18 protein-coding genes are annotated in these 17,893 nt (G+C 64.3%); 3 read left to right on the top strand and 15 right to left on the bottom strand.

The window, feature by feature from the left end; genetic code table 11:
* Positions 1-154: 154 nt before the first annotated feature.
* On the top strand, positions 155-1,063 hold the full coding sequence (locus tag AB843_RS21765) for a LysR family transcriptional regulator (RefSeq protein ID WP_048649005.1): 909 nt from the start codon (positions 155-157) through the stop codon (positions 1,061-1,063).
* On the opposite strand, the gene AB843_RS21770 is transcribed toward AB843_RS21765, so the two are convergent.
* From AB843_RS21770 to AB843_RS21835, 13 genes are all read right to left on the bottom strand, one after another.
* Complete coding sequence (locus tag AB843_RS21770) at positions 1,048-1,275, bottom strand: DUF2274 domain-containing protein (protein WP_048649006.1); 228 nt, start codon at positions 1,273-1,275, stop codon at positions 1,048-1,050. The two genes, AB843_RS21765 and AB843_RS21770, sit on opposite strands and share 16 nt — an antisense overlap.
* Entirely contained in the window at positions 1,275-2,501 is a 1,227-nt protein-coding gene (locus AB843_RS21775; protein WP_048649007.1) for a TraB/TrbI/VirB10 family type IV secretion system protein, read from the bottom strand. Before AB843_RS21775 ends, AB843_RS21770 begins: the two co-directional genes overlap by 1 nt.
* Positions 2,498-3,547 carry a P-type conjugative transfer protein TrbG gene (trbG, locus tag AB843_RS21780; protein ID WP_048649008.1) on the bottom strand — a complete coding sequence of 350 codons (1,050 nt, stop codon included), beginning with the start codon at positions 3,545-3,547 and terminating at the stop codon, positions 2,498-2,500. Before trbG ends, AB843_RS21775 begins: the two co-directional genes overlap by 4 nt.
* Positions 3,544-4,227, bottom strand: coding sequence for a conjugal transfer protein TrbF (gene trbF / locus AB843_RS21785; RefSeq protein ID WP_048649009.1), 684 nt, complete (start codon positions 4,225-4,227; stop codon positions 3,544-3,546). The genes trbG and trbF overlap by 4 nt, the downstream gene beginning before the upstream one ends.
* On the bottom strand, positions 4,227-5,591 hold the full coding sequence (gene trbL, locus AB843_RS21790; protein WP_048649010.1) for a P-type conjugative transfer protein TrbL: 1,365 nt from the start codon (positions 5,589-5,591) through the stop codon (positions 4,227-4,229). Before trbL ends, trbF begins: the two co-directional genes overlap by 1 nt.
* Before the next feature lie 4 nt (positions 5,592-5,595).
* Positions 5,596-5,958, bottom strand: coding sequence for a putative entry exclusion protein TrbK-alt (gene trbK-alt / locus AB843_RS21795; protein ID WP_048649011.1), 363 nt, complete (start codon positions 5,956-5,958; stop codon positions 5,596-5,598).
* Positions 5,959-5,968: 10 nt separating this feature from the next.
* Positions 5,969-6,739 (bottom strand): P-type conjugative transfer protein TrbJ, encoded by a 771-nt coding sequence (trbJ, locus tag AB843_RS21800; protein WP_048649012.1) that lies wholly within the window; start codon positions 6,737-6,739, stop codon positions 5,969-5,971.
* The gene (gene trbE, locus AB843_RS21805) at positions 6,736-9,174 is read right to left on the bottom strand and encodes a conjugal transfer protein TrbE (protein WP_048649013.1); all 2,439 of its coding nucleotides are present in this window, start codon (positions 9,172-9,174) and stop codon (positions 6,736-6,738) included. Before trbE ends, trbJ begins: the two co-directional genes overlap by 4 nt.
* A 14-nt stretch (positions 9,175-9,188) precedes the next feature.
* The gene (locus AB843_RS21810; RefSeq protein WP_048649014.1) at positions 9,189-9,470 is read right to left on the bottom strand and encodes a VirB3 family type IV secretion system protein; all 282 of its coding nucleotides are present in this window, start codon (positions 9,468-9,470) and stop codon (positions 9,189-9,191) included.
* Entirely contained in the window at positions 9,470-9,802 is a 333-nt protein-coding gene (locus AB843_RS21815) for a TrbC/VirB2 family type IV secretion system protein (protein ID WP_048649015.1), read from the bottom strand. Before AB843_RS21815 ends, AB843_RS21810 begins: the two co-directional genes overlap by 1 nt.
* Complete coding sequence (trbB, locus tag AB843_RS21820) at positions 9,799-10,782, bottom strand: P-type conjugative transfer ATPase TrbB (protein ID WP_048649016.1); 984 nt, start codon at positions 10,780-10,782, stop codon at positions 9,799-9,801. The genes AB843_RS21815 and trbB overlap by 4 nt, the downstream gene beginning before the upstream one ends.
* Positions 10,783-11,256: 474 nt before the next feature.
* Positions 11,257-12,429: an alpha/beta hydrolase gene (locus tag AB843_RS21830; RefSeq protein WP_087587166.1), complete on the bottom strand. Its 1,173-nt coding sequence runs from the start codon at positions 12,427-12,429 to the stop codon at positions 11,257-11,259.
* Positions 12,426-13,406, bottom strand: coding sequence for an aldo/keto reductase (locus AB843_RS21835; RefSeq protein WP_048649018.1), 981 nt, complete (start codon positions 13,404-13,406; stop codon positions 12,426-12,428). Before AB843_RS21835 ends, AB843_RS21830 begins: the two co-directional genes overlap by 4 nt.
* A 96-nt stretch (positions 13,407-13,502) precedes the next feature.
* Here AB843_RS21835 and AB843_RS21840 point away from each other — a divergent pair, with 96 nt between their 5' ends.
* Positions 13,503-14,345 (top strand): LysR family transcriptional regulator, encoded by an 843-nt coding sequence (locus AB843_RS21840; RefSeq protein ID WP_048649019.1) that lies wholly within the window; start codon positions 13,503-13,505, stop codon positions 14,343-14,345.
* Between the two features lie 559 nt (positions 14,346-14,904).
* Entirely contained in the window at positions 14,905-15,408 is a 504-nt protein-coding gene (locus AB843_RS21850; protein WP_048649021.1) for a Clp protease N-terminal domain-containing protein, read from the top strand.
* Positions 15,409-15,614: 206 nt separating this feature from the next.
* Here AB843_RS21850 and AB843_RS21855 read toward each other — a convergent pair whose 3' ends face one another.
* A complete protein-coding gene (locus tag AB843_RS21855) occupies positions 15,615-16,442 on the bottom strand; it encodes an AraC family transcriptional regulator (protein ID WP_048649022.1) in 828 nt (275 codons plus the stop codon).
* 160 nt (positions 16,443-16,602) lie between these two features.
* The gene (locus AB843_RS21860; protein ID WP_053086175.1) at positions 16,603-17,892 is read right to left on the bottom strand and encodes an IS1380 family transposase; all 1,290 of its coding nucleotides are present in this window, start codon (positions 17,890-17,892) and stop codon (positions 16,603-16,605) included.
* Position 17,893: the final 1 nt, after the last annotated feature.

Here is a 17,893-nt window from a genome sequence, read left to right on the forward strand (position 1 = left end):
GGAATGGAAGAGAGCTTCCGAAGGAGGTTTGGGGATAGATGGATCTCGCCGGCAGGTTGGTTTTGGATGGCTACCTGCGACCCAGGCTGGCGATCGCGTCGGATGAACTGCAAGCTCACGCCGACCATGCGGAGGTCGGAGCGGAGGGCCGAGAGTGCCCGATCTCTCGCTTGACCTGCGTTACCTTCGTTATGCTCAACTTGCCGCGGAGCACGGATCGTTCCGTCGCGCGGCACTATCCATCGGGGTCAATCAGTCTACGCTCACACGCCGAGTACAGCTTCTCGAGCGGCGGCTCGGCGTCGCTCTGTTCGAGCGCCGCCGTACTGGGGTGGTCCTGACTCCCATTGGTAGCCATTTCCTTCAGGAAGCGCGTGTTGGAGCGGAGCATCTCCACAGGGCGGTCAAGGAACTGGCGTCGTCCCACACCGGGCAACACGGGCACTTGCGGATCGGCCTGATGGGAACGCTTGCTCAAGGCCCCTTGCCGGAACTCCTGAGAACCTATCGACGAAAATATCCGAAGGTGAAGATCCGAGTGGAGGAAGCTTCGTTCGATGACACCCTCGCGGGCGTATCGCGAGGGCGGCTCGATGTCGCCTTTGTCATCGGAGAGCCGCAGATCGAGGGGTTTGACGCGTTGCCTGTTTGGAAGGAGCCGCTCGTCGTCGTTACGTCGGTCGAACATCCTCTTGCGCGGCTAGCGACTGTCGGATGGAGCGACCTCACCGAAGAGACAATCCTTGTCAGTTCGGACGCCTTTGGGCTCAAGGTCGCGGAGATTCTGGGGTGGCATCTGCGACGCCTCGGCAGCAGACCGCAACTATCTTTGCAGCGAGTCGGTAGAGACAATCTCATATACCTCGTGCGAGAGGGGTTCGGACTGACGCTCGCAGTGAAGTCCATGATCAGCCCGAACACCCCCGACTTGCGCATCTTACCTGTTAAGTCCGCAGATCACCTGCAATGGACCGCGGTTTGGACCGCTCAATGCGCGAACCCGGCGCTGAGACATTTGACGGAGCGCCTAAGACTTCGCGGTGAGCATCAACCGGCGGTTTGAGACCGGCGGAGCTTTGTGAAGCCGCGATCCGTCGCGATGAAGCGCTCCAACATCGGAACAACGAGCTTGTAAGGCTCGATCGCCCCTTGTCCGTGCTCGCGGCCCATGGCATCTCCGTATGCAACCAGATCTCGATGCAACGAAGCGGGTAGTTCCACCGTGATCTTGACTGGCTTTTCGTCAATCAAAGGGCCAAGTTTGAGCTTGGGCATCACGAGCCTCCATAAGGTTCTAGAATCAGGTCTCGGGTGACGATGACGCGCACCGGAAAGCCTGGGCGGATCGTCAACGTGGGTGCGACGTTGAGCTGGCGCCGGACGATCTGTTGGCCCGCATCATTGATAGTGTCCTGACCGCCGTTGCGGATCGCCTGGATCAACCTGTCATCGTCATTGGTGGCGAGTTCGGCGGCGACGCTGAGCAGGGTCGAAAGCCCGGCCGCCTTGGCGAGATCCCACCAGTGATAATCGACACCATCCTGCAGGCCGGCATAACCCTCGGCATCGGCGCCCGGCTGGCGCTCGAGAACGATTGACCGTCCGTTCGGGAAGATCAGCCGATTCCAGACCAGGAGGACGCGGCTCTGCCCGAACTGGACGTTATTGTCGTACTGGCCGATGACGCGTGTGCCTTGGGGCACAAGAAGGATGCGACCCGTCGGGCTGTCGTAGATATTTTCCGTCACCTGAGCGGTGATCTGGCCGGGGAGATCCGAACGGATGCCGGTGATCAGCGCGGCGGAAATCACGGCGCCCGCCTGCAGGATGTTGGGCGACGCCGGCGCTGCAACGCGATCGGGCGCCACGGTGCGCCGGTCGGCAGCGGCGTTGAGGAAGGCGTTCTGCCGGTCCTGCGCCGTCGCCGTCGCCGGCGGCGGAGCCAGCCCAAGGCTGGTTAGATCGGGCGTCGATTGTGCGTCGGGCGTTGTCTGGGAGGGGTTTGCTGCCGCCGTCCGGGTTTCAGTGGAAGCGAACAGCCGCGCCGTGCGTGCCGATTCAAGCTCCTGAATGCGCCGCTGCTCTTCCGGACTGAGACCAGGGTTGGGCGTGGAGATGCCGGGCGTCGGTACGGGTTGGCCGCGATTCTGTGCGCCAAGGATGGGGCGGCCAAGGTCGCCCGGAAGCGGCGGGCCAAGCTGAGGCACACCGCTGTAGTCGCGCGGCAGGCCCGCGATCCCGTCGGCCGTCGAGCGGTTCTCGGTCGAGTAAAGTTCCTCGTTGGGCCGACCGCCATCGCGGGTTTGCAGCGCATAGATGAGCGCACTGCCGATCCCGACGCTCGCGACCAGGCCGAGACCGGCCAGCACCTTTCGCGACAGTCGAGTGACGCGCGGCGGTTCGGCGCGCAGCCGCATCGGCGCGGGACCGACAGGCTCGCCGGTCAACGGCCGAGCCTCCTCGTCCGGCCCTTCCTCTTTCCGGGGCTCCGTCTCGCTCACGACGCCGGCCTTCCATCGGTGCGAACGATGCGGACACGCTTCTGGCGATCGCCGGAGCCGTAACGCAACTCGGCGGTGGCGAAGAGCCGATCGACGATCATGTGGTGGCCGCGAACCCGGTAGTTCACCAGCTCCGAGGTGTTGCCCTCCGAGCCGACCACGAACAGTGGCGGCATCTCGCCCTGGCCAATACCGCGTGGGAATTCTATGAAGACCTGGCGGCCGTCGTCGAAGGCGCGCAACGGCCGCCACGGCGCGCGGTCGCCGTCGATCGCGTAGCGGAAGTTGACGTTGGCAAGGTCGACGCCGGATGCGACCGGCTGTGCTGCCTCGGCCTGTTGGTTCTGCCGGCGCAGCGCGATGAGCTGGTCTCGCGGATACTGCCAGGAGACCGAGGCCATATAGGTCCGCTCGGTCGAGCGCAGTTCCATGTGATAGGTGCGCAGGTTGGTGTTGATGACGAGATTGGTCATCAGGTCCGGCCGGGTCGGCTTCACCAGAATATGGACCTGAAGCGTTGGCCCGGAACCGCTCTGCGTATCGCCGATGATCCAGCGCACTGTGTCACCGGCGGCGACCGGGCCGGAGCCCACGAGCTGCTCTCCGGGCTGCAACGCGATGTCGGTGATCTGCCCGACGGCGGTATAGACCTGATAGAGCGCGCCTTGGGTGAAGGGGTAGACCTGCATCGAATTGATGAAGCCGTCGCGCACCGGCTGAATGCGGGCTGCAGCATTGGCCTGGTTGACGCGTGCTGTCGGATCGGTCGGTTCGGGTGCCTGACGGGAGCGCTCCATCGGTTTCATCTGCCCGGGCAGCGGTAGGGGCCGGGGCAGTTCCACGACTGTTACCGGCGCAGGGGGATCCACTGTCTGCACCGCAGGCGCGGCGTTGTCGTAGGAGATTTCCGGCGGAGGATTGGTCGTGGCGCAGCCGGCGAGCGCAGACGTCGCCACCAGCAGGATCGGCAATGTGCCTCGGCGCAAGGCCGGGATTGCGGAAATGTGTGAAGCCGGGCTTCCGGCTTTACGGAAAGACGGCTTCATTGACCAAGCTCCCGTGACCAGTTGATGGCGTTGACATAGATGCCGAGCGGGTTCGCCCTGACCCGATCGGCGTTGCGCGGGACCTGTACGACGATCGTCAGGATCGCGGTCCAGCGCTCGGTCGTGGCGAGCTGGCCGTTCTCGTAACGGCGTTCGACCCAGGCGACACGGAAACTATCTGGAGACGCGCGGATGACGCTCGAGACTTCCACCGCGACCTGCTGTCGGCCGACCTTGGTGAACGGGTCGTTGGCCCGCGCGTAGTCGTTCAGCGCTACCGCGCCGCGGTCGGTCGTGAAGTCGTAGGCGCGCAGCCAGTTCTGCCGCACGATGATGGCGTCGGCCGGGATCGAGCGGACCTGCTCGATGAAGCGCGCCAGGTGGAAGGCGATCTGGGGGTCGGTCGGACGATAGTCGGCAACAGCCGGCGCCACGGCCTGCGCCTGGCCGAGCCGGTCGACCTGCACCACCCAGGGCACGATCGTGCCGCGTGCCGATTGCCAGACCAGCGCGGTTGCGAAGCCAGCGGAGAGGATCAGCGAGCCGAAGGCCATCAGCCGCCAGTTCCTCGCCTGGACGCGCGAGGAGCCGATGCGCTCGTCCCATACCTGTGCGGCGCGCTGGTAGGGCGTCTCGGGTTCGGGGGCTTTGCCGTAGTGGGTGGAGGGTCGTTTGAACATCAGCGGTCGCCTTCGGAAAGATTGACGGAAGAGCCGCCGCCATGGGCATCACCGGAGCGCACGGCGTGGGCGGTCGCCTGGACGGCGTGGGTCATGCGTTGGGAACGGCGCATGCGCTGGGCCCATGCGGGCGGTTCGCCGGCGGTTGCCGGTGTGACCGAGCCGCTGCCGTCGCTCGCTGCGTCGCCACCGACCGATCCCATCGTTGATGAGCCGCCAGTCGCTTCGAACACGGCCTTGCCGCCGGCATTGAAGCTCGAACGCATGCTTTCGGCGGCGCGTGAGGCGGCGCGGCGCAGCGGCGAGACAGCCGCGCTGGCTCCGGCCTGGGCGACGGCGCCGAGTCCCGACGCGACTCCACTTGCGCCTGACTGGCCGGCTGCGCCGAGGCTGTAGGCCGTGGATGCGCCACCCGCCATCGCAGCACCGCCCCGGGCCGCGGCTGCCGCGCCTCCGGCAAGTGCCGCGCCTCCGGATGCAACGGCGCCGACCGCACCGGCTCCGGCGGCGATCATGCCGCCGGCCGCGAGACCCGTACCAACCGCCGCGCCGGCGCTGAGCTGCGGTCCGCCGGAGACGATGCCGCTGGCGATACCAGGGCCGAAGATGCCGAGGCCGAGAAGTGACAGCGCGGCGAGCACGATCGCCATGGCCTCGTCGATGGAGGGCGTGGCGCCGCCGAAGCCGGCGGTGAATTCGGAGAACAGCGTCGAGCCGATGCCGATGATGACGGCCAGCACCAGCACCTTGATGCCGGAGGAGATGACGTTGCCGAGCACCCGTTCGGCCATGAACGCGGACTTGCCGAACAGCCCGAACGGAATGAGGACGAAGCCGGCGAGCGTGGTGAGCTTGAATTCGATTAGGGTGACGAAGAGCTGGATCGCGAGGATGAAGAAGGCGAGCAACACCAGCGCCCAGGCGAGGAACATACAGGCGATCTGGATGAAGTTCTCGAAGAACGACCAGTATCCCATCAGGCCCGAGATGGATTCCAGGAGCGGCCGCCCGGCATCGAGACCGGTTTGCGCCACCTTGCCCGGCCGCAGCAGATCGGCCGTTGTGAAGCCCGTGCCACTGGCCTTGAGGCCCAAGCCGGCGAAGCTCTCGAAGACGATGCGCGCGAGGTTGTTCCAGTTGCCGATGATGTAGGCGAACACGCCGACGAACAGCGTCTTCTTCACTAGGCGGGCGAAGATGTCGTCGTCGCCGCCCCAGGACCAGAACAGCGCGGCCAGCGTCACATCGATGACGATCAGCGTCGTGGCGATGAAGGCGACTTCACCGCTGAGCAGCCCGAACCCGGAATCGATGTAGCGGGTGAAGACCTCGAGAAAGTGGTCGATGACGCCGGTGTTGCCCATGACGCTACCGCGTCTCGGCCGGCTCCGACACCGGCGCCGGCCGGGCCGGGACATCCGCGTCCGTTGGCGGGTGTGGAGTCGGCGCGGCTTCTGGCAGCCGCTCTGCCGGTCGTGCGCCCGGCGCGAGGAAGCGGTTGCGGTTTTCCGCCCAGGCCCGCAGGCAGGCAGGATCACGCGGCCCGGCCTCGCCGAGGGCCTGGCAGCGGAACAACTCGTCGCGCAAGGGATCCGACGGTGTCGTGCTTGAGCGTGACGAAGCCCAGCTCTCCGCTGGCTCCTCATTCCGGCTCATCTCGATCGCCGTCGCAGTGACAGCCACGGCGACGAACACCACAGCGCCAAGTCGGGCGAGCATCTTGCCGTCCATGGCCGCGCCCTCAGTTACCGCTGTTCGGGAACATGCGGGCATTCCCGGCCTGGTAGCCGGAGCCCGGCGTGAGGAACCGGCGGCGCTGCTCACGGCCCTGCTCGGCGGCCGCTGCGCGCTCGGCTTCGGAGAGCGCCTGTGACCTGCCGTTTGCCGCGACGACGGCCGTAAGGTCGGCAAGCTGTTGTGCCTGAAGTGCAAGGAGCTGGTTGCCGGCCTGCGTCGCCTGCAGTGCGCCCGTCGCCCCCTGGCTTCGGCCGATCAGCGAGGACATCTCGGTGCGGTTGGTGTCGATGTTGCCGACGACACCGGCCTGCACGCGCATGGCATCATGCAGCCCGCCGACGGTGTTCTGCCAGCGCTCGCGTGCACCGGCGACGAGCTGCTGATCCGAGGCGGACATGGAGGCGTTGCCGTAGGTGGTCTGGAACGCCTGATCGATGTTCCGGACATCGTAGGCGATGCGCTGCGCCTGCTGCAGCAGCTGCTGGGTGCGTTGCACCGATTGCTGCAGTTGTTGAAGCGACGAGTACGGCAGGCTCGCCAGATTTCGCGCCTGGTTGATCAGCATGGTCGCTTCGTTCTGAAGCTGGGTGATCTGCTGATTGACCTGCTGAAGGGTGCGGGCCGCCGTTAGGACGTTCTGCGCGTAATTCGTGGGGTCGTAGACGATGCGTCCGAACTGTGCGTGTGCGGGAGCTGCCAAGAACGGGAGCGTGGCGACTGAGGCGGTGAGCAGCGCGGCGGCAAGGCGCACGCCGCGCGAACGGCGCGGGTTCATGAGGACGTCTCCATGTTGGTGAGGTTGGGAATGAGATTGGCGGCCCATTCGAGGCCGCGTTCGCGCAGCCAGGCAGCAAGGAAGCCGTCGCGGCCATGCGAAGCGGTGATCTGGGCGATTGCGGCCTGATCTGTCTTCGAAGATGTCGCGCAGAGCGCCAGGGCGACATCGGACAGGCCGAGTTCGAACAGGCGATTGCCGCGCCGCGACTGGCAGTAGTAGTCGCGCTTGGGCATCGCCCGGGCGAGAATCTCGATCTGGCGATCGTTGAGACCGAAGCGACGATAGATGGCTGTGATCTGCGGCTCGATCGCGCGTTCGTTCGGCAGCAGGATGCGGGTCTGACAGCTCTCGATGATGGCCGGCGCGATTGCCGAGCCGTCGATGTCCGACAGCGACTGGGTGGCAAAGATGACGCTGGCGTTCTTCTTGCGCAGCGTCTTCAGCCATTCGCGAAGCTGACCCGCGAAGCCTTTGTCATCAAGGGCGAGCCAGCCTTCATCGACGATCAACAGCGTCGGCCGCCCGTCGAGTCGGTCCTCAATGCGATGGAAGAGATAGGCGAGAACCGCGGCAGCGGCGCCCGTACCGATCAGACCCTCGGTCTCGAAAGCCTGGACTGAGGCTTCACCGAGGTGTTCGGCCTCGGCGTCGAGCAGCCGCCCATAGGGGCCGCCAACGCAGTAGGGCCGAAGCGCCTGCTTGAGCTCGTTTGACTGCAGCAAGACCGACAGGCCCGTCAGCGTGCGCTCGCCAATCGGCGCGGAGGCGAGCGACGAAAGCGCCGACCAGAGATGCTCCTTCACCTCGGGCGTGATCGAAACGCTTTCGCGCTCGAGAATGGCGGTGAGCCAGTCAGCCGCCCAGGCCCGTTTGGCGACGTCGTCGATCCGGGCAAGCGGCTGCAGCGACACGCTGTGATCGGCGCCCTCGGTGAGCCCGCCGCCTAGATCGTGCCAATCGCCGCGCATGGCGAGCGCCGCCGCCCGGATCGAGCCACCGAAATCGAAAGCGAAGACCTGAGATCGCGCGTAACGGCGGAACTGCAGCGCCATCAGCGCCAGCAGCACGGATTTGCCGGCGCCGGTCGGGCCGACGATCAGCGTGTGACCGACGTCGCCGACGTGGATGGAAAGCCGGAACGGGGTCGAGCCTTCGGTCTTGCCGAACAGCAGTGGGGGTGCTGCGAAGTGCTCGTCCCGTTCCGGTCCCGCCCATACCGCCGACAGCGGGATCATATGGGCGAGATTGAGCGTGTTGATCGGCGGTTGCCGCACGTTAGCGTAAGCGTGGCCGGGCAGGCTGCCGAGCCACGCGTCCACAGCGTTGATGGTCTCGGGCATGGCGGTGAAATCGCGGCCCTGGATGACCTTCTCGACCAGGCGCAGCTTCTCGGCCGCGATGCGTGGATCTTCGTCCCAGACAGTAATCGTCGCCGTCACATAGGCCTGACCGGCATAGTCGGCGCCGAGCTCCTGCAGCGCCATATCCGCGTCGGCGGCCTTGTTCGCGGCGTCGGTGTCGACCAGCGCCGAGGCCTCGTTGGTCATCACCTCCTTCAGGATCGCGGCGATCGACTTGCGCTTGGCGAACCACTGCCGACGGATCTTCGTCAGCAGCTTTGTGGCGTCGGTCTTGTCGAGCAGGATCGCTCTGGTCGACCAGCGATAGGGAAAAGCGAGCCGGTTCAGTTCGTCGAGAATGCCGGGTGTCGTCGCGGTCGGGAATCCGATGATGGTGAGGATGCGCAGGTGCGTGTCGCCAAGGCGAGGCTCTAGCCCGCCGGTGAGCGGCTGATCGGCCAGCAGTGCATCGAGATAGATCGGCGTCTCGGGCACCCGGACGCGGTGGCGCTTCGTCGAGACCGTCGAATGCAGGAAGGTCAGTGTCTCGGCGTCATCGATCCAGGCGCATTCCGGCATGAAGGCATCGATGAGCTGGAGGATGCGATCGGTGCGATCTACGAAGCCGCGCAGGACCTCGTGGGCGTCGACGCCGGCGTGATCGCGGCCCTCATAGAGCCAGGTTTCGGCGCGCGCTGCGTCCTCGGCCGGAGGCAGATAGAGGAAGGTCAAGAAGTAGCTCGACTCGAAATGCGCGCCGGCTTCCTCGAAATCAGCTTTGCGTTCGGCGTCGACCAGCGCGGAGGCGCTGTCGGCGAACATGCTGGCTGGATAGGTAGCGGCGCCGTGCCGCTGCGCCTCGACGAAGATCGCCCAGCCGGAGCCGAGGCGACGGAAGGCGTTGTTGAGCCGTCCGGCGACCGCGATCAGCTCGGCCGGCACGGCGCTGTCAAGGTCAGGCCCGCGAAACCGGGCGGTGCGCTGCAGACTGCCGTCCTTGTTGAGGACGACGCCTTCGCCCACCAGCGCCACCCAGGGGAGGAAGTCTGCGAGCCGGGTGTTGCCGTTGCGATACTCGGCAAGGTTCATCATGGCCGCGCGCCCCCTCAAACCGACAGATGACCGGGGATGCGCAGATGCCGGCGGACGACGTCGACGAACTGCGGATCTCGTTTGGCGGCCCAGACCGCGGCGAAGTGGCCGATAGCCCAGAGGCCAATTCCAACGAGCCAGAGGCGAAGGCCGAGCCCGAGCGCCGCCGCCAGCGTCCCATTCAGGATGGCGATCGAGCGCGGCGCGCCGCCGAGCAGGATGTGCTCGGTCAGCGCGCGATGGACGGGGACCGAAAAGCCCGGCACTTCGCTCGCGGTCTCCGCCGACGTCGCCATCAGACTAGCGCTCCGCCGCCGAACGAGAAGAACGACAGGAAGAAGCTCGACGCGGCGAAGGCGATCGATAGGCCGAAGACGATCTGGATCAGGCGCCGGAAGCCGCCCGAGGTGTCGCCGAATGCGAGCGTCAGGCCAGTCACGATGATGATGATCACCGCGACGATCTTGGCGACAGGGCCCTCGATGGATTCGAGGATGGACTGCAGCGGCGCCTCCCACGGCATCGACGAACCGGACGCGTGGGCGGCCGGCGCGAGCGCCAAGGTGAGGAAGGTGACGGAGGTCGCTGTCGCTACGTGACGGCGGACACGCATGGCATGCTGGATCATGATGGATCTCCTGTGAGGTGCTGGCTGGCGGGGATGACGCGGTAATCGCCGTCGGGGCCGAGCCCTTCGACGCGAGCGAGTTCGGCGAGCCGGCGCGAGGCGCCGCGGCCGGAGAGCACGGCGACCAGATCGATCGTCTCTGCGATCAGGGCGCGCGGAACGGTGACAACAGCTTCCTGGATGAGTTGCTCGAGGCGGCGGAGTGCGCCGATCGCGGTGCCCGCATGGATTGTGCCGATGCCGCCGGGGTGACCGGTGCCCCAGGCCTTGAGCAGATCGAGGGCTTCAGCGCCGCGCACCTCGCCGATCGGGATGCGATCGGGGCGCAGGCGCAGCGAGGAGCGGACGAGATCGGACAGCGTGACGACGCCGTCCTTCGTGCGCATGGCGACGAGGTTCGGGGCGGCGCATTGAAGCTCGCGCGTGTCCTCGATCAGCACCACGCGGTCGGCGGTCTTCGACACCTCGGCGAGGAGCGCGTTGGTGAGCGTCGTCTTGCCGGTCGAGGTGCCGCCGGCGACCAGGATATTGCGGCGCTCGGCGACGGCGACCTGCAGCGCCTCGGCCTGATCGGCCACCATGATACCGGCGGCGACATAGTCGTCGAGCGTGAAGATGGCGACCGCAGGCTTACGGATCGCAAAGGCCGGCGCGGCGACGACGGGGGGCAGAAGGCCCTCGAACCGCTCCCCCGTTTCCGGCAACTCGGCTGAGACGCGCGGGGCTCCTGGATGAACCTCGGCGCCGACATGGTGCGCGACGAGGCGAACGATGCGCTCGCCATCGGCCGGCGACAGCCGTTCACCCGTGTCGGAGAGTCCCTCGGAGAGGCGGTCGATCCAGAGCCGCCCATCGGGGTTGAGCATCACCTCGACGATCGCGGGATCTTCCAGAAACTGGGCGATCGCCGGCCCGAGGGCCGTGCGCAGCATGCGCGCGCCGCGAAGGATTGCCTCCGACTTCTGGTGAGTGGCCGCCACGTCGTCCCCGTTCTCGTGCGGGTCCGCGAAGTGCGGCCCTGGATCGGGGATGAGTAGAAGAGGCAGAAATCAGGGCATGACAACAACCGATATATGGTCGTCGTACTGTGGCGTACAAAGACAGGGAAACGGCGGAACGCCACGATACTTGTTGCGAATGGCTGGTGGTTTGGCTGGGTACTGCACAATCACCATCGATCGGTCTTGGTGTCTGACTGCAGGTGAAATCTGACCGCGAACAGGCCCAGGGAATGAAGGGGCATGGGCATACTCGGACCTTCAAACTGCCGGTGTGGGCAGTCAGTCGCGTGCCGCAACACAATCCGAAAAGACATCCTGCAACCTGCACCCGCAATAGGCATGAACGCCTCGACGAGGGCATCCACCACCATGCGTATCTTGGTCCTACCGAACAAGTTCACGCGACTGCCGGGACTGCGGCATCGCAGTCTCGGCGATAGCCAATAGGTTACATTACGAAAGCGGTTTCAGGATTTCAGTGGCAAGTTCCTTGGGATGCGTGAGAGCGATCATATGAGGGGCATCCCCGATGACCTCGAAGCTTCGGCGCGTTCCCTCGGTAAGGCGCTTCATGAGTTCGGGCGGCGTGGATTGGTCGCATTCGCCGGCGATGATGCGCATCGGGGCCGTAATCCCGTCCAGCCTGCCGTCGAGCGAAATTCCGGCCAACGTCCGCCATGCTCCGCTCCAGTCAGCGACAGACGCCCATCGGACACAGTTTCGGGCATAACGCACCGGCCAGCCATTTGTCGCCAGATCACTGGCGCGGAACCACCGGGTCAGGCTCGGAATGATTTGGGCCTCCATTCCCTCGGCCTCGGCGAATTGAGCGCGTTCCTCGAAGACGGGAAACGACCATGCGGTGGCGGCAATCACGGTCAGCTCCTGCACGCGCCCGGGCTGTTGCAACGCAAGCTCCAGGGCAATCGACCCGCCAAGAGACAGCCCGGCAATTTGGGCCTGAGATAGCGCTAACCGCTCCATTACATCCGTCACATCCTGTGCGTAGTGAGCCAGATCGCGGATCCCCGGCGCGAAGGCGGCCCCGCCAAACCCGCGCAGATCATAGGCGATGACACGGAAATGCGGCGTCAGCAGCGGAATGACGCGCGACCACATACGCCAATCCAGCCCGAGGGCATGGAGCAGCATCAGGGGCGGCTTGTCGCCGCCACTGTCGAACAGGCATGTGTCGTGGTCGCGCAACGGAAACCGCTTCGCGACGAGCAATTCCTCACCTTTGTCCTGCATCACTTCGCCCGCGATGCGCAGCATGGTCAGTGCGCGCGGATAGCCTGCATAGACGGAGACGTGCTCAACGCTGGCCATGATCTCTTCCGGCACAAGGCCGCAATCCAACGCAAAGCCAAGATGCGTACGCAGTTGGTTTTCGCATCCCCCCATGGCCCCGAGCATGGCGATGGTTTCGAGTTCACGCTCTTCATAGCCCAGCGTGGTCTGGGCAATGATCCTGCCGAAAGCATGGTTCACCAGACTGTCCGCCAATACCGGGGACCGTGCGCCGACCGAAGCGAGGATCGTTTCCTGTGCCTGGCCGGCAAGCCGCTTCATCGCGTGATCGCCGATCAAGCCGGTCTGCGCGTGGGACATGGTGCGGGCGCTCATGCATTCACCCCTTTCATGCCCTCGGCGGTATAGCGTTCGCCGGTGAAGCTGCCCGGTGCATAGGCGCTGTCAAGTTTGGTGATGTCATCGGCAGACAGGCGCAGGCTGGCGGCTGCGATGTTTTGTTCCAGATAGCTGAGCCGCTTGGTGCCGGGGATCGCGAACGCACCCTTGGCCAGCACCCAGGCGAGAGCCACCTGCGATGGCGCTGCCTCGCGTTGGTCAGCAATGGCGCGCAGGGTGTCGAGCCGCGCAGTGTTCGCCTTCAGCGCCTCATCGCCGAAGCGCGGGGCGTTGCGGCGAAAATCGTTCTCGGCAAGGCTGTCGCGATCAATCGTGCCAGACAGCAGGCCGCGCCCCAGCGGGCTGTAGGCGACAAAGGCAATGCCCAGCTCTCGGCAGGCGGGCAGCACCTCGGCTTCCATATCGCGCGTGGTCAGCGAATATTCGCTCTGCACCGCCGCCACGGGGTGCACCGCATGGGCACGGCGCAGCGTATCGGCAGAGACTTCGCTGAGACCAATGCGCGCGATCTTGCCTGCCTGCGCCAGCTCGGCTAGCGCCAGCATCGTTTCTTCGATGGGCCGCCCGGCCTCGGCGCGGTGGACATAATACAGGCCGATCTGTTCGACCCCCAGACGCCGTAGCGAGGCGTCGCACGCCTGCCGGATATAGTCCGGGCTGTTGTCGATGGTGCGAGCGTATACGCCCGGTGCCTTGCGGATGCCGAACTTGGTGGCGATGAATGCGTCCGGCTGGCCCTTTTTCAGGAAATGCGCTAGCAGTTCCTCGTTATGGCCATTGCCATACATATCGGCGGTATCGAACATCCGCACGCCAAGTTCATAGGCGCGGGACAGCACGGCGAGCGACTGGGCATCGTCGGTTTCGCCGTAAAACTCGGACATGCCCATGCAGCCAAGGCCAAGAGCGGGCAGGTTCGGACCATCGGTTCCAAGCGGAAGTGTGGGGATCATTGCGTATGCTCCTGTTTTCATCCGGTCCTTTCTCGCAGGCATACATTCCTATGAAAACTGCATGACTATGCACCCCATCTGTGCAACGTCTATCAGATGAACTGGGATGATCTGCATGTGCTCGCGGTACTTGAGCGCGAAGGCTCGCTGGCCGGCGCGGCGCGGGCATTAGGCGTCAATCATGCCACGGTGTCGCGGCGTGTTTCCGCGCTGGAAGAGACGTTGGGGCAAACGCTCGTGCGCCGCTTGGCGCGGTCGACACCTCTTACGGAGAAGGGCAAGGAGGTCGCTGCAATTGCACGCGACATGGAGCAAGGTGCGCAGCGGATTGAACGTCTGACCCATGCCGCGCAGGGCACGTTGACCGGGAGAGTGCGGCTGACTGCGCCGCCCGTGCTGGTCAGCGAAGTCATCATCCCAGCCATGCGCGATCTGCGCGCCGATCATCCCGATTTGCAGATCGTGCTTTCTGCCAATTCGCATATCGCCTCGCTCGACAGCGGCCAGGCCGATCTGGCGGTGCGGATGGTGGAGCCGCAGGGCAAGCAGAACATTGTCCGGCGCATCGGCGCGGTCGAATTCGGGCTCTATGCGACGCCAGAGATTGCAAGACTGTCATCGCAGCAATGGCGCTTTATCGCTTTCGACGAAACGCTGGCCCATGTGCCCCAACAACGCTGGCTGGAAGAGTTTGCCGAGGATCGCCCGCTTGATCTGCTGACAGGAGATTTTCACAGCCAGTTCGCCGCTGCCAGAGTGGGCCTTGGCGTCGCGCTGTTGCCTTGTGTGATGGCGCAGCCTTGCCGGGAACTGGTGCGCGTCGGCGCTCAGCAGCCCGAAGCACGACCGGTTTGGATGGTCATCCATGCCGATCTGAAACACGCCCCTGCAGTCCGCGCTGTGGCCGACATGCTGGTCGATGCGTTCAGTAAGAGTTGAAGAATGGAAGTTCCTGATACGGCCAGCGTTCCGTACAACGGCACTTTGTTTGCACCCCAAGTATCTACAAGGGGATAGCGGCAACTAGGATGTTTGTTCTGGGCATGAAATCAGGGGCTGGCAGCCGCGTCAGCGGACGTCGTGCAATTGGCGGCACATAGGCCATCTTATACGGCAACCGGCGGCGAATGGCGGGCCATGCCCGATGATGATGATGAGCATACATCTACGCTGTAGCACTATGATGGCCCGCCTTCACGACTAAGAGTAGACAAGCATCCGTCAACCTTGGTTGACGAATCTCATGGCGTCAACTAAGGTTGACGGATGACGGACCTGCGCGACATCTCTCTCCCGACCGACCCCGACGAAGCGCTCGCCGCTGTCGTAGCTTTGCGCCGACTGGCGGACAGGGTCGAACGCGAGGCCGTCCGCTCGGCCCTGCGCCAAGGTTGGTCGTGGTCAAGGATCGCCCAAGCTCTCGGAATTACCAAACAGGCCGCCCACAAACGACTTTCAGACGTGACCGCACGCGACAACTCTACATAAGGGGATTGCTATGTTCAAACGCATCAAATCGAAACTCAACGACATGAGCACAATCAAGTCTCTCTGCGAAAAGGCGGAAACCTACGCCTTGCAGGATCAGCAGCGGGAGCCTGGAGCCGAACACTTCCTGTTGGCCTCACTCGATCTTCCGGACGGCACGGCCCGCCTCGCCTTCGAGCGGGCGGGGGTAGAGCCCGACGCCCTGAAAGCCGCGATCGAACGGCAGTATCGCGAGGCCCTTGGTTCAATCGGTCTGGAAGCGGATGCGCCGAACGACATGCCGATGTCGGCAACGCCCGGCGTCTATCACGCCGCTCCTTCGGGTCAGGAACTCATGCAGGCGCTTGCGGCAACCCGGAAAGACCATGGTCCGTTGCTCGGTGCTCATGTCGTCGGAATCGTCGCTGGCATGTCGCATGGCGTGGCCGCGCGAGCGCTCCGCGCCCTGGGTGTCGATTCCTCACTTCTGAAATCGACCGCCGATGCGATAGCCGAAGGCGGCCACGTTCGCTGAGCGTCCATCGCGGACGCCAACGCGATCAGGGTGTTTCCCGCAAACGGTCGTTTGGAAGGTAGCCATCCGGTGAAGGCCGCTACGATTTCGCTTGATGGAATACCCACGTTTGGCGAACGCGCTGTTTAGCAGGATAGAGAGATTTGGGTTGAAAGCTGCTTGTCCGCCGCCGTGGCCAGAAACGGACAAGCCGCCACAAAGGTTCGCTATTTCAGGGGCAGGAAGAGCTCTGCCACCGCCGCATGTTCAGGTGCTTCGGGAAAGAAGCTGAGACGCTGGCAATACAGGGGGTAATCCCTCGCTTCCTCGCCACTTGCCGGCAGCCAATCGCGATAGAGGTAAAGCGCGGCAGGCTCCAGATCATCAGTATTGCCGACGACTTTCAGCACGGCGCAACGGCCGCCGGGGATAATGCCCGCCTCAATGTGCTCTCCGTTCGTCTTGATCGGCTGATCCGTGCTGACACAAAGGTCCAGCCGATACTCGTCCGGAGACGTCACCCGCGGATCGGAATGGAAGATGTTGAAAGTCAAACTGGTCTTCGGATTGAGGCCCGTGGCTTTGCGCCATGCTATGAAGCGTTTGATCGTGTCGCCGATCCTTGCCGGATCACCTTGGTGTTTCATGATCGCGACAGGGGTTGGGGGCACCTCGCGGATTTCGATGTCATTGGCTGCAAATGTCCTTTGCATCAGCTTACTCCTTGCTTGGTTGAGAGGCCTGAGGGCGGCAAACCACGGTTCCCAATCGGGAGATTTCCTGAACTGCGAAGGCGACTGGCTGAACCGTTGCCGAAATGCGCGGGCAAAGGCGTCAGGAGCTTCGTAGCCGGCATCCATCGCTATCTCGGTCACGCTGTCTACGTCCCTGTAGGCCAGCCTGTAGGATGCCCGCTTCATGCGGATGAGCTGGATATAGCGATGCACAGACAGCCCAAAGGCCGCCGCGAACTGCCGATGGAAATGATACTTGGAGAAGGCGGCCACGCAGCTCAACTCGTCCAGGTCCAGATTGCGGTCGAGATGCTGATCAATGTGATCTAGCCCGTCTTATTCATGAGCTCTGGGGTGATCTTTCCGCTGAGCAACGGACGCGGGCTATGGCGGCGTCCTTTTTTCCGCGGCTTGGTCAGGGACTTTTGAACGCGCTGGAGGGTTGAGGTTTAGGGTTCATCGGGGCTTGCTGCCCCGACGCTCATGGTCCCGCAGGCTGCAGTGTAAGGGCGATCGCACGACACAGACCCGCCTCGGGACAGGCGGCGGCGAATGCCAGACGAATGCGCGATGCGGTTTCGATGACGCGGGCGCCGAGCTTGAGAAGCCTGAGCCGCACCGTGGCGAACTCAGCTCTGCTGAGTTGATGCGTCCTTGGCACCGCGTCGCGCAGCGTGAGCATCAGCCAATAGGCGGCGGTGTGCAGGACGAGACGGACCTGGTTGGCGACCGGGGATCGGCAGGAGGTGCGGTCGGAAGCAAGCTGGCTCTTGTGCATCTTGATCAGGTTTTCGGCCTGCCCCCGGGCGCAGTAGATGACGTCGTAGATATGCTCGGCGGAGTCCTCGTCGAGATTGGTGACGACGAAGCGGATGTCGAGGCCGAGCCTTGTCGCCTCGATGCGGGCACAGGCACGGCGTTCCCTCTTCCAGGATTTGGCCTTGTATCGGGTCTTGACGTAGCCGCGCAGCGCCGCCTTCTGCTCGAGAGCGCGGCGGGTGCGGATATCGTCGGCGGCTTCATCGACGAGACGCTGGAGAACCTTGTTGCCAGGCGGGCCGAAGAGATAGTCGATGCCGTTATCCTCGCACCATGCCATGACCTCCGCCCGACCATAATGGCTGTCGCCGCGGATCAGGATCCGGGTGGCGGGCCAGCGGCCGCGGATCATCCGGACGAGACGGCGCAGGTAGCCGCGGATCTCCTTGCCCGTCGGCGTCCTTCCCGGCCGCAGGATCATGGCGACCGGTCGACCGGTGGCAGCATCGTAGATGTGGATCGGCAGGAAGCAGCGCTCGTCATGATGGCCGTTGAAGAGCGACAGTTGCTGATGGCCGTGAACGACATCGACCGTGTCATCGATATCGAGCGTGACGGTTGCAGGCGGCGCGGCATAGCTCGTCAGCCAAAGATCGACCAGTATCCTGCCCAGACGGATGACGGTGCGCAGATCGGGCAGGTTCTCGAGGCGCGAACAGGTCGGCTGCGAGCACAGATCGATCCCGCTATCGGGCAGCCGACCACAGGCGAGCTTGAAGGCCGGGTCGGTGCGCAGTCGGTCGAGATCGTTGGCATCCTCGTAGCCGCATGCAATCGCAAAGATGCGAGAGCGCACAATGTCGGCGATCGCATGCGTCACCCGCTGTGGGTCGCGCGGATCGTGGATCGCAGCAGCCAACCTGTCAGCCAGTTGCAGGCGTCGCTCAACTGCCGCCAAAAGCATGACGCCCCCATCCGAGGTGGTGCGTCCGCCATCGAATGCGGCTGTGATC

Origin of the sequence: Nitratireductor soli (assembly GCF_001050155.1) — a bacterium.
Taxonomy (GTDB): Bacteria; Pseudomonadota; Alphaproteobacteria; order Rhizobiales; family Rhizobiaceae; genus Nitratireductor; species Nitratireductor soli.

Bases quoted from the DNA above. Each gene is read 5' to 3' on its own strand.
- AB843_RS21770 (WP_048649006.1), bottom strand. From the start codon at position 1,275: ATGCCCAAGCTCAAACTTGGCCCTTTGATTGACGAAAAGCCAGTCAAG.
- trbG (WP_048649008.1), bottom strand. From the start codon at position 3,547: ATGAAGCCGTCTTTCCGTAAAGCCGGAAGCCCGGCTTCACACATTTCC.
- trbF (WP_048649009.1), bottom strand. From the start codon at position 4,227: ATGTTCAAACGACCCTCCACCCACTACGGCAAAGCCCCCGAACCCGAG.
- trbL (WP_048649010.1), bottom strand. From the start codon at position 5,591: ATGGGCAACACCGGCGTCATCGACCACTTTCTCGAGGTCTTCACCCGC.
- trbK-alt (WP_048649011.1), bottom strand. From the start codon at position 5,958: ATGGACGGCAAGATGCTCGCCCGACTTGGCGCTGTGGTGTTCGTCGCC.
- trbJ (WP_048649012.1), bottom strand. From the start codon at position 6,739: ATGAACCCGCGCCGTTCGCGCGGCGTGCGCCTTGCCGCCGCGCTGCTC.
- trbE (WP_048649013.1), bottom strand. From the start codon at position 9,174: ATGATGAACCTTGCCGAGTATCGCAACGGCAACACCCGGCTCGCAGAC.
- AB843_RS21810 (WP_048649014.1), bottom strand. From the start codon at position 9,470: ATGGCGACGTCGGCGGAGACCGCGAGCGAAGTGCCGGGCTTTTCGGTC.
- AB843_RS21815 (WP_048649015.1), bottom strand. From the start codon at position 9,802: ATGATCCAGCATGCCATGCGTGTCCGCCGTCACGTAGCGACAGCGACC.
- AB843_RS21830 (WP_087587166.1), bottom strand. From the start codon at position 12,429: ATGAGCGCCCGCACCATGTCCCACGCGCAGACCGGCTTGATCGGCGAT.
- AB843_RS21835 (WP_048649018.1), bottom strand. From the start codon at position 13,406: ATGATCCCCACACTTCCGCTTGGAACCGATGGTCCGAACCTGCCCGCT.
- AB843_RS21840 (WP_048649019.1), top strand. From the start codon at position 13,503: ATGAACTGGGATGATCTGCATGTGCTCGCGGTACTTGAGCGCGAAGGC.
- AB843_RS21850 (WP_048649021.1), top strand. From the start codon at position 14,905: ATGTTCAAACGCATCAAATCGAAACTCAACGACATGAGCACAATCAAG.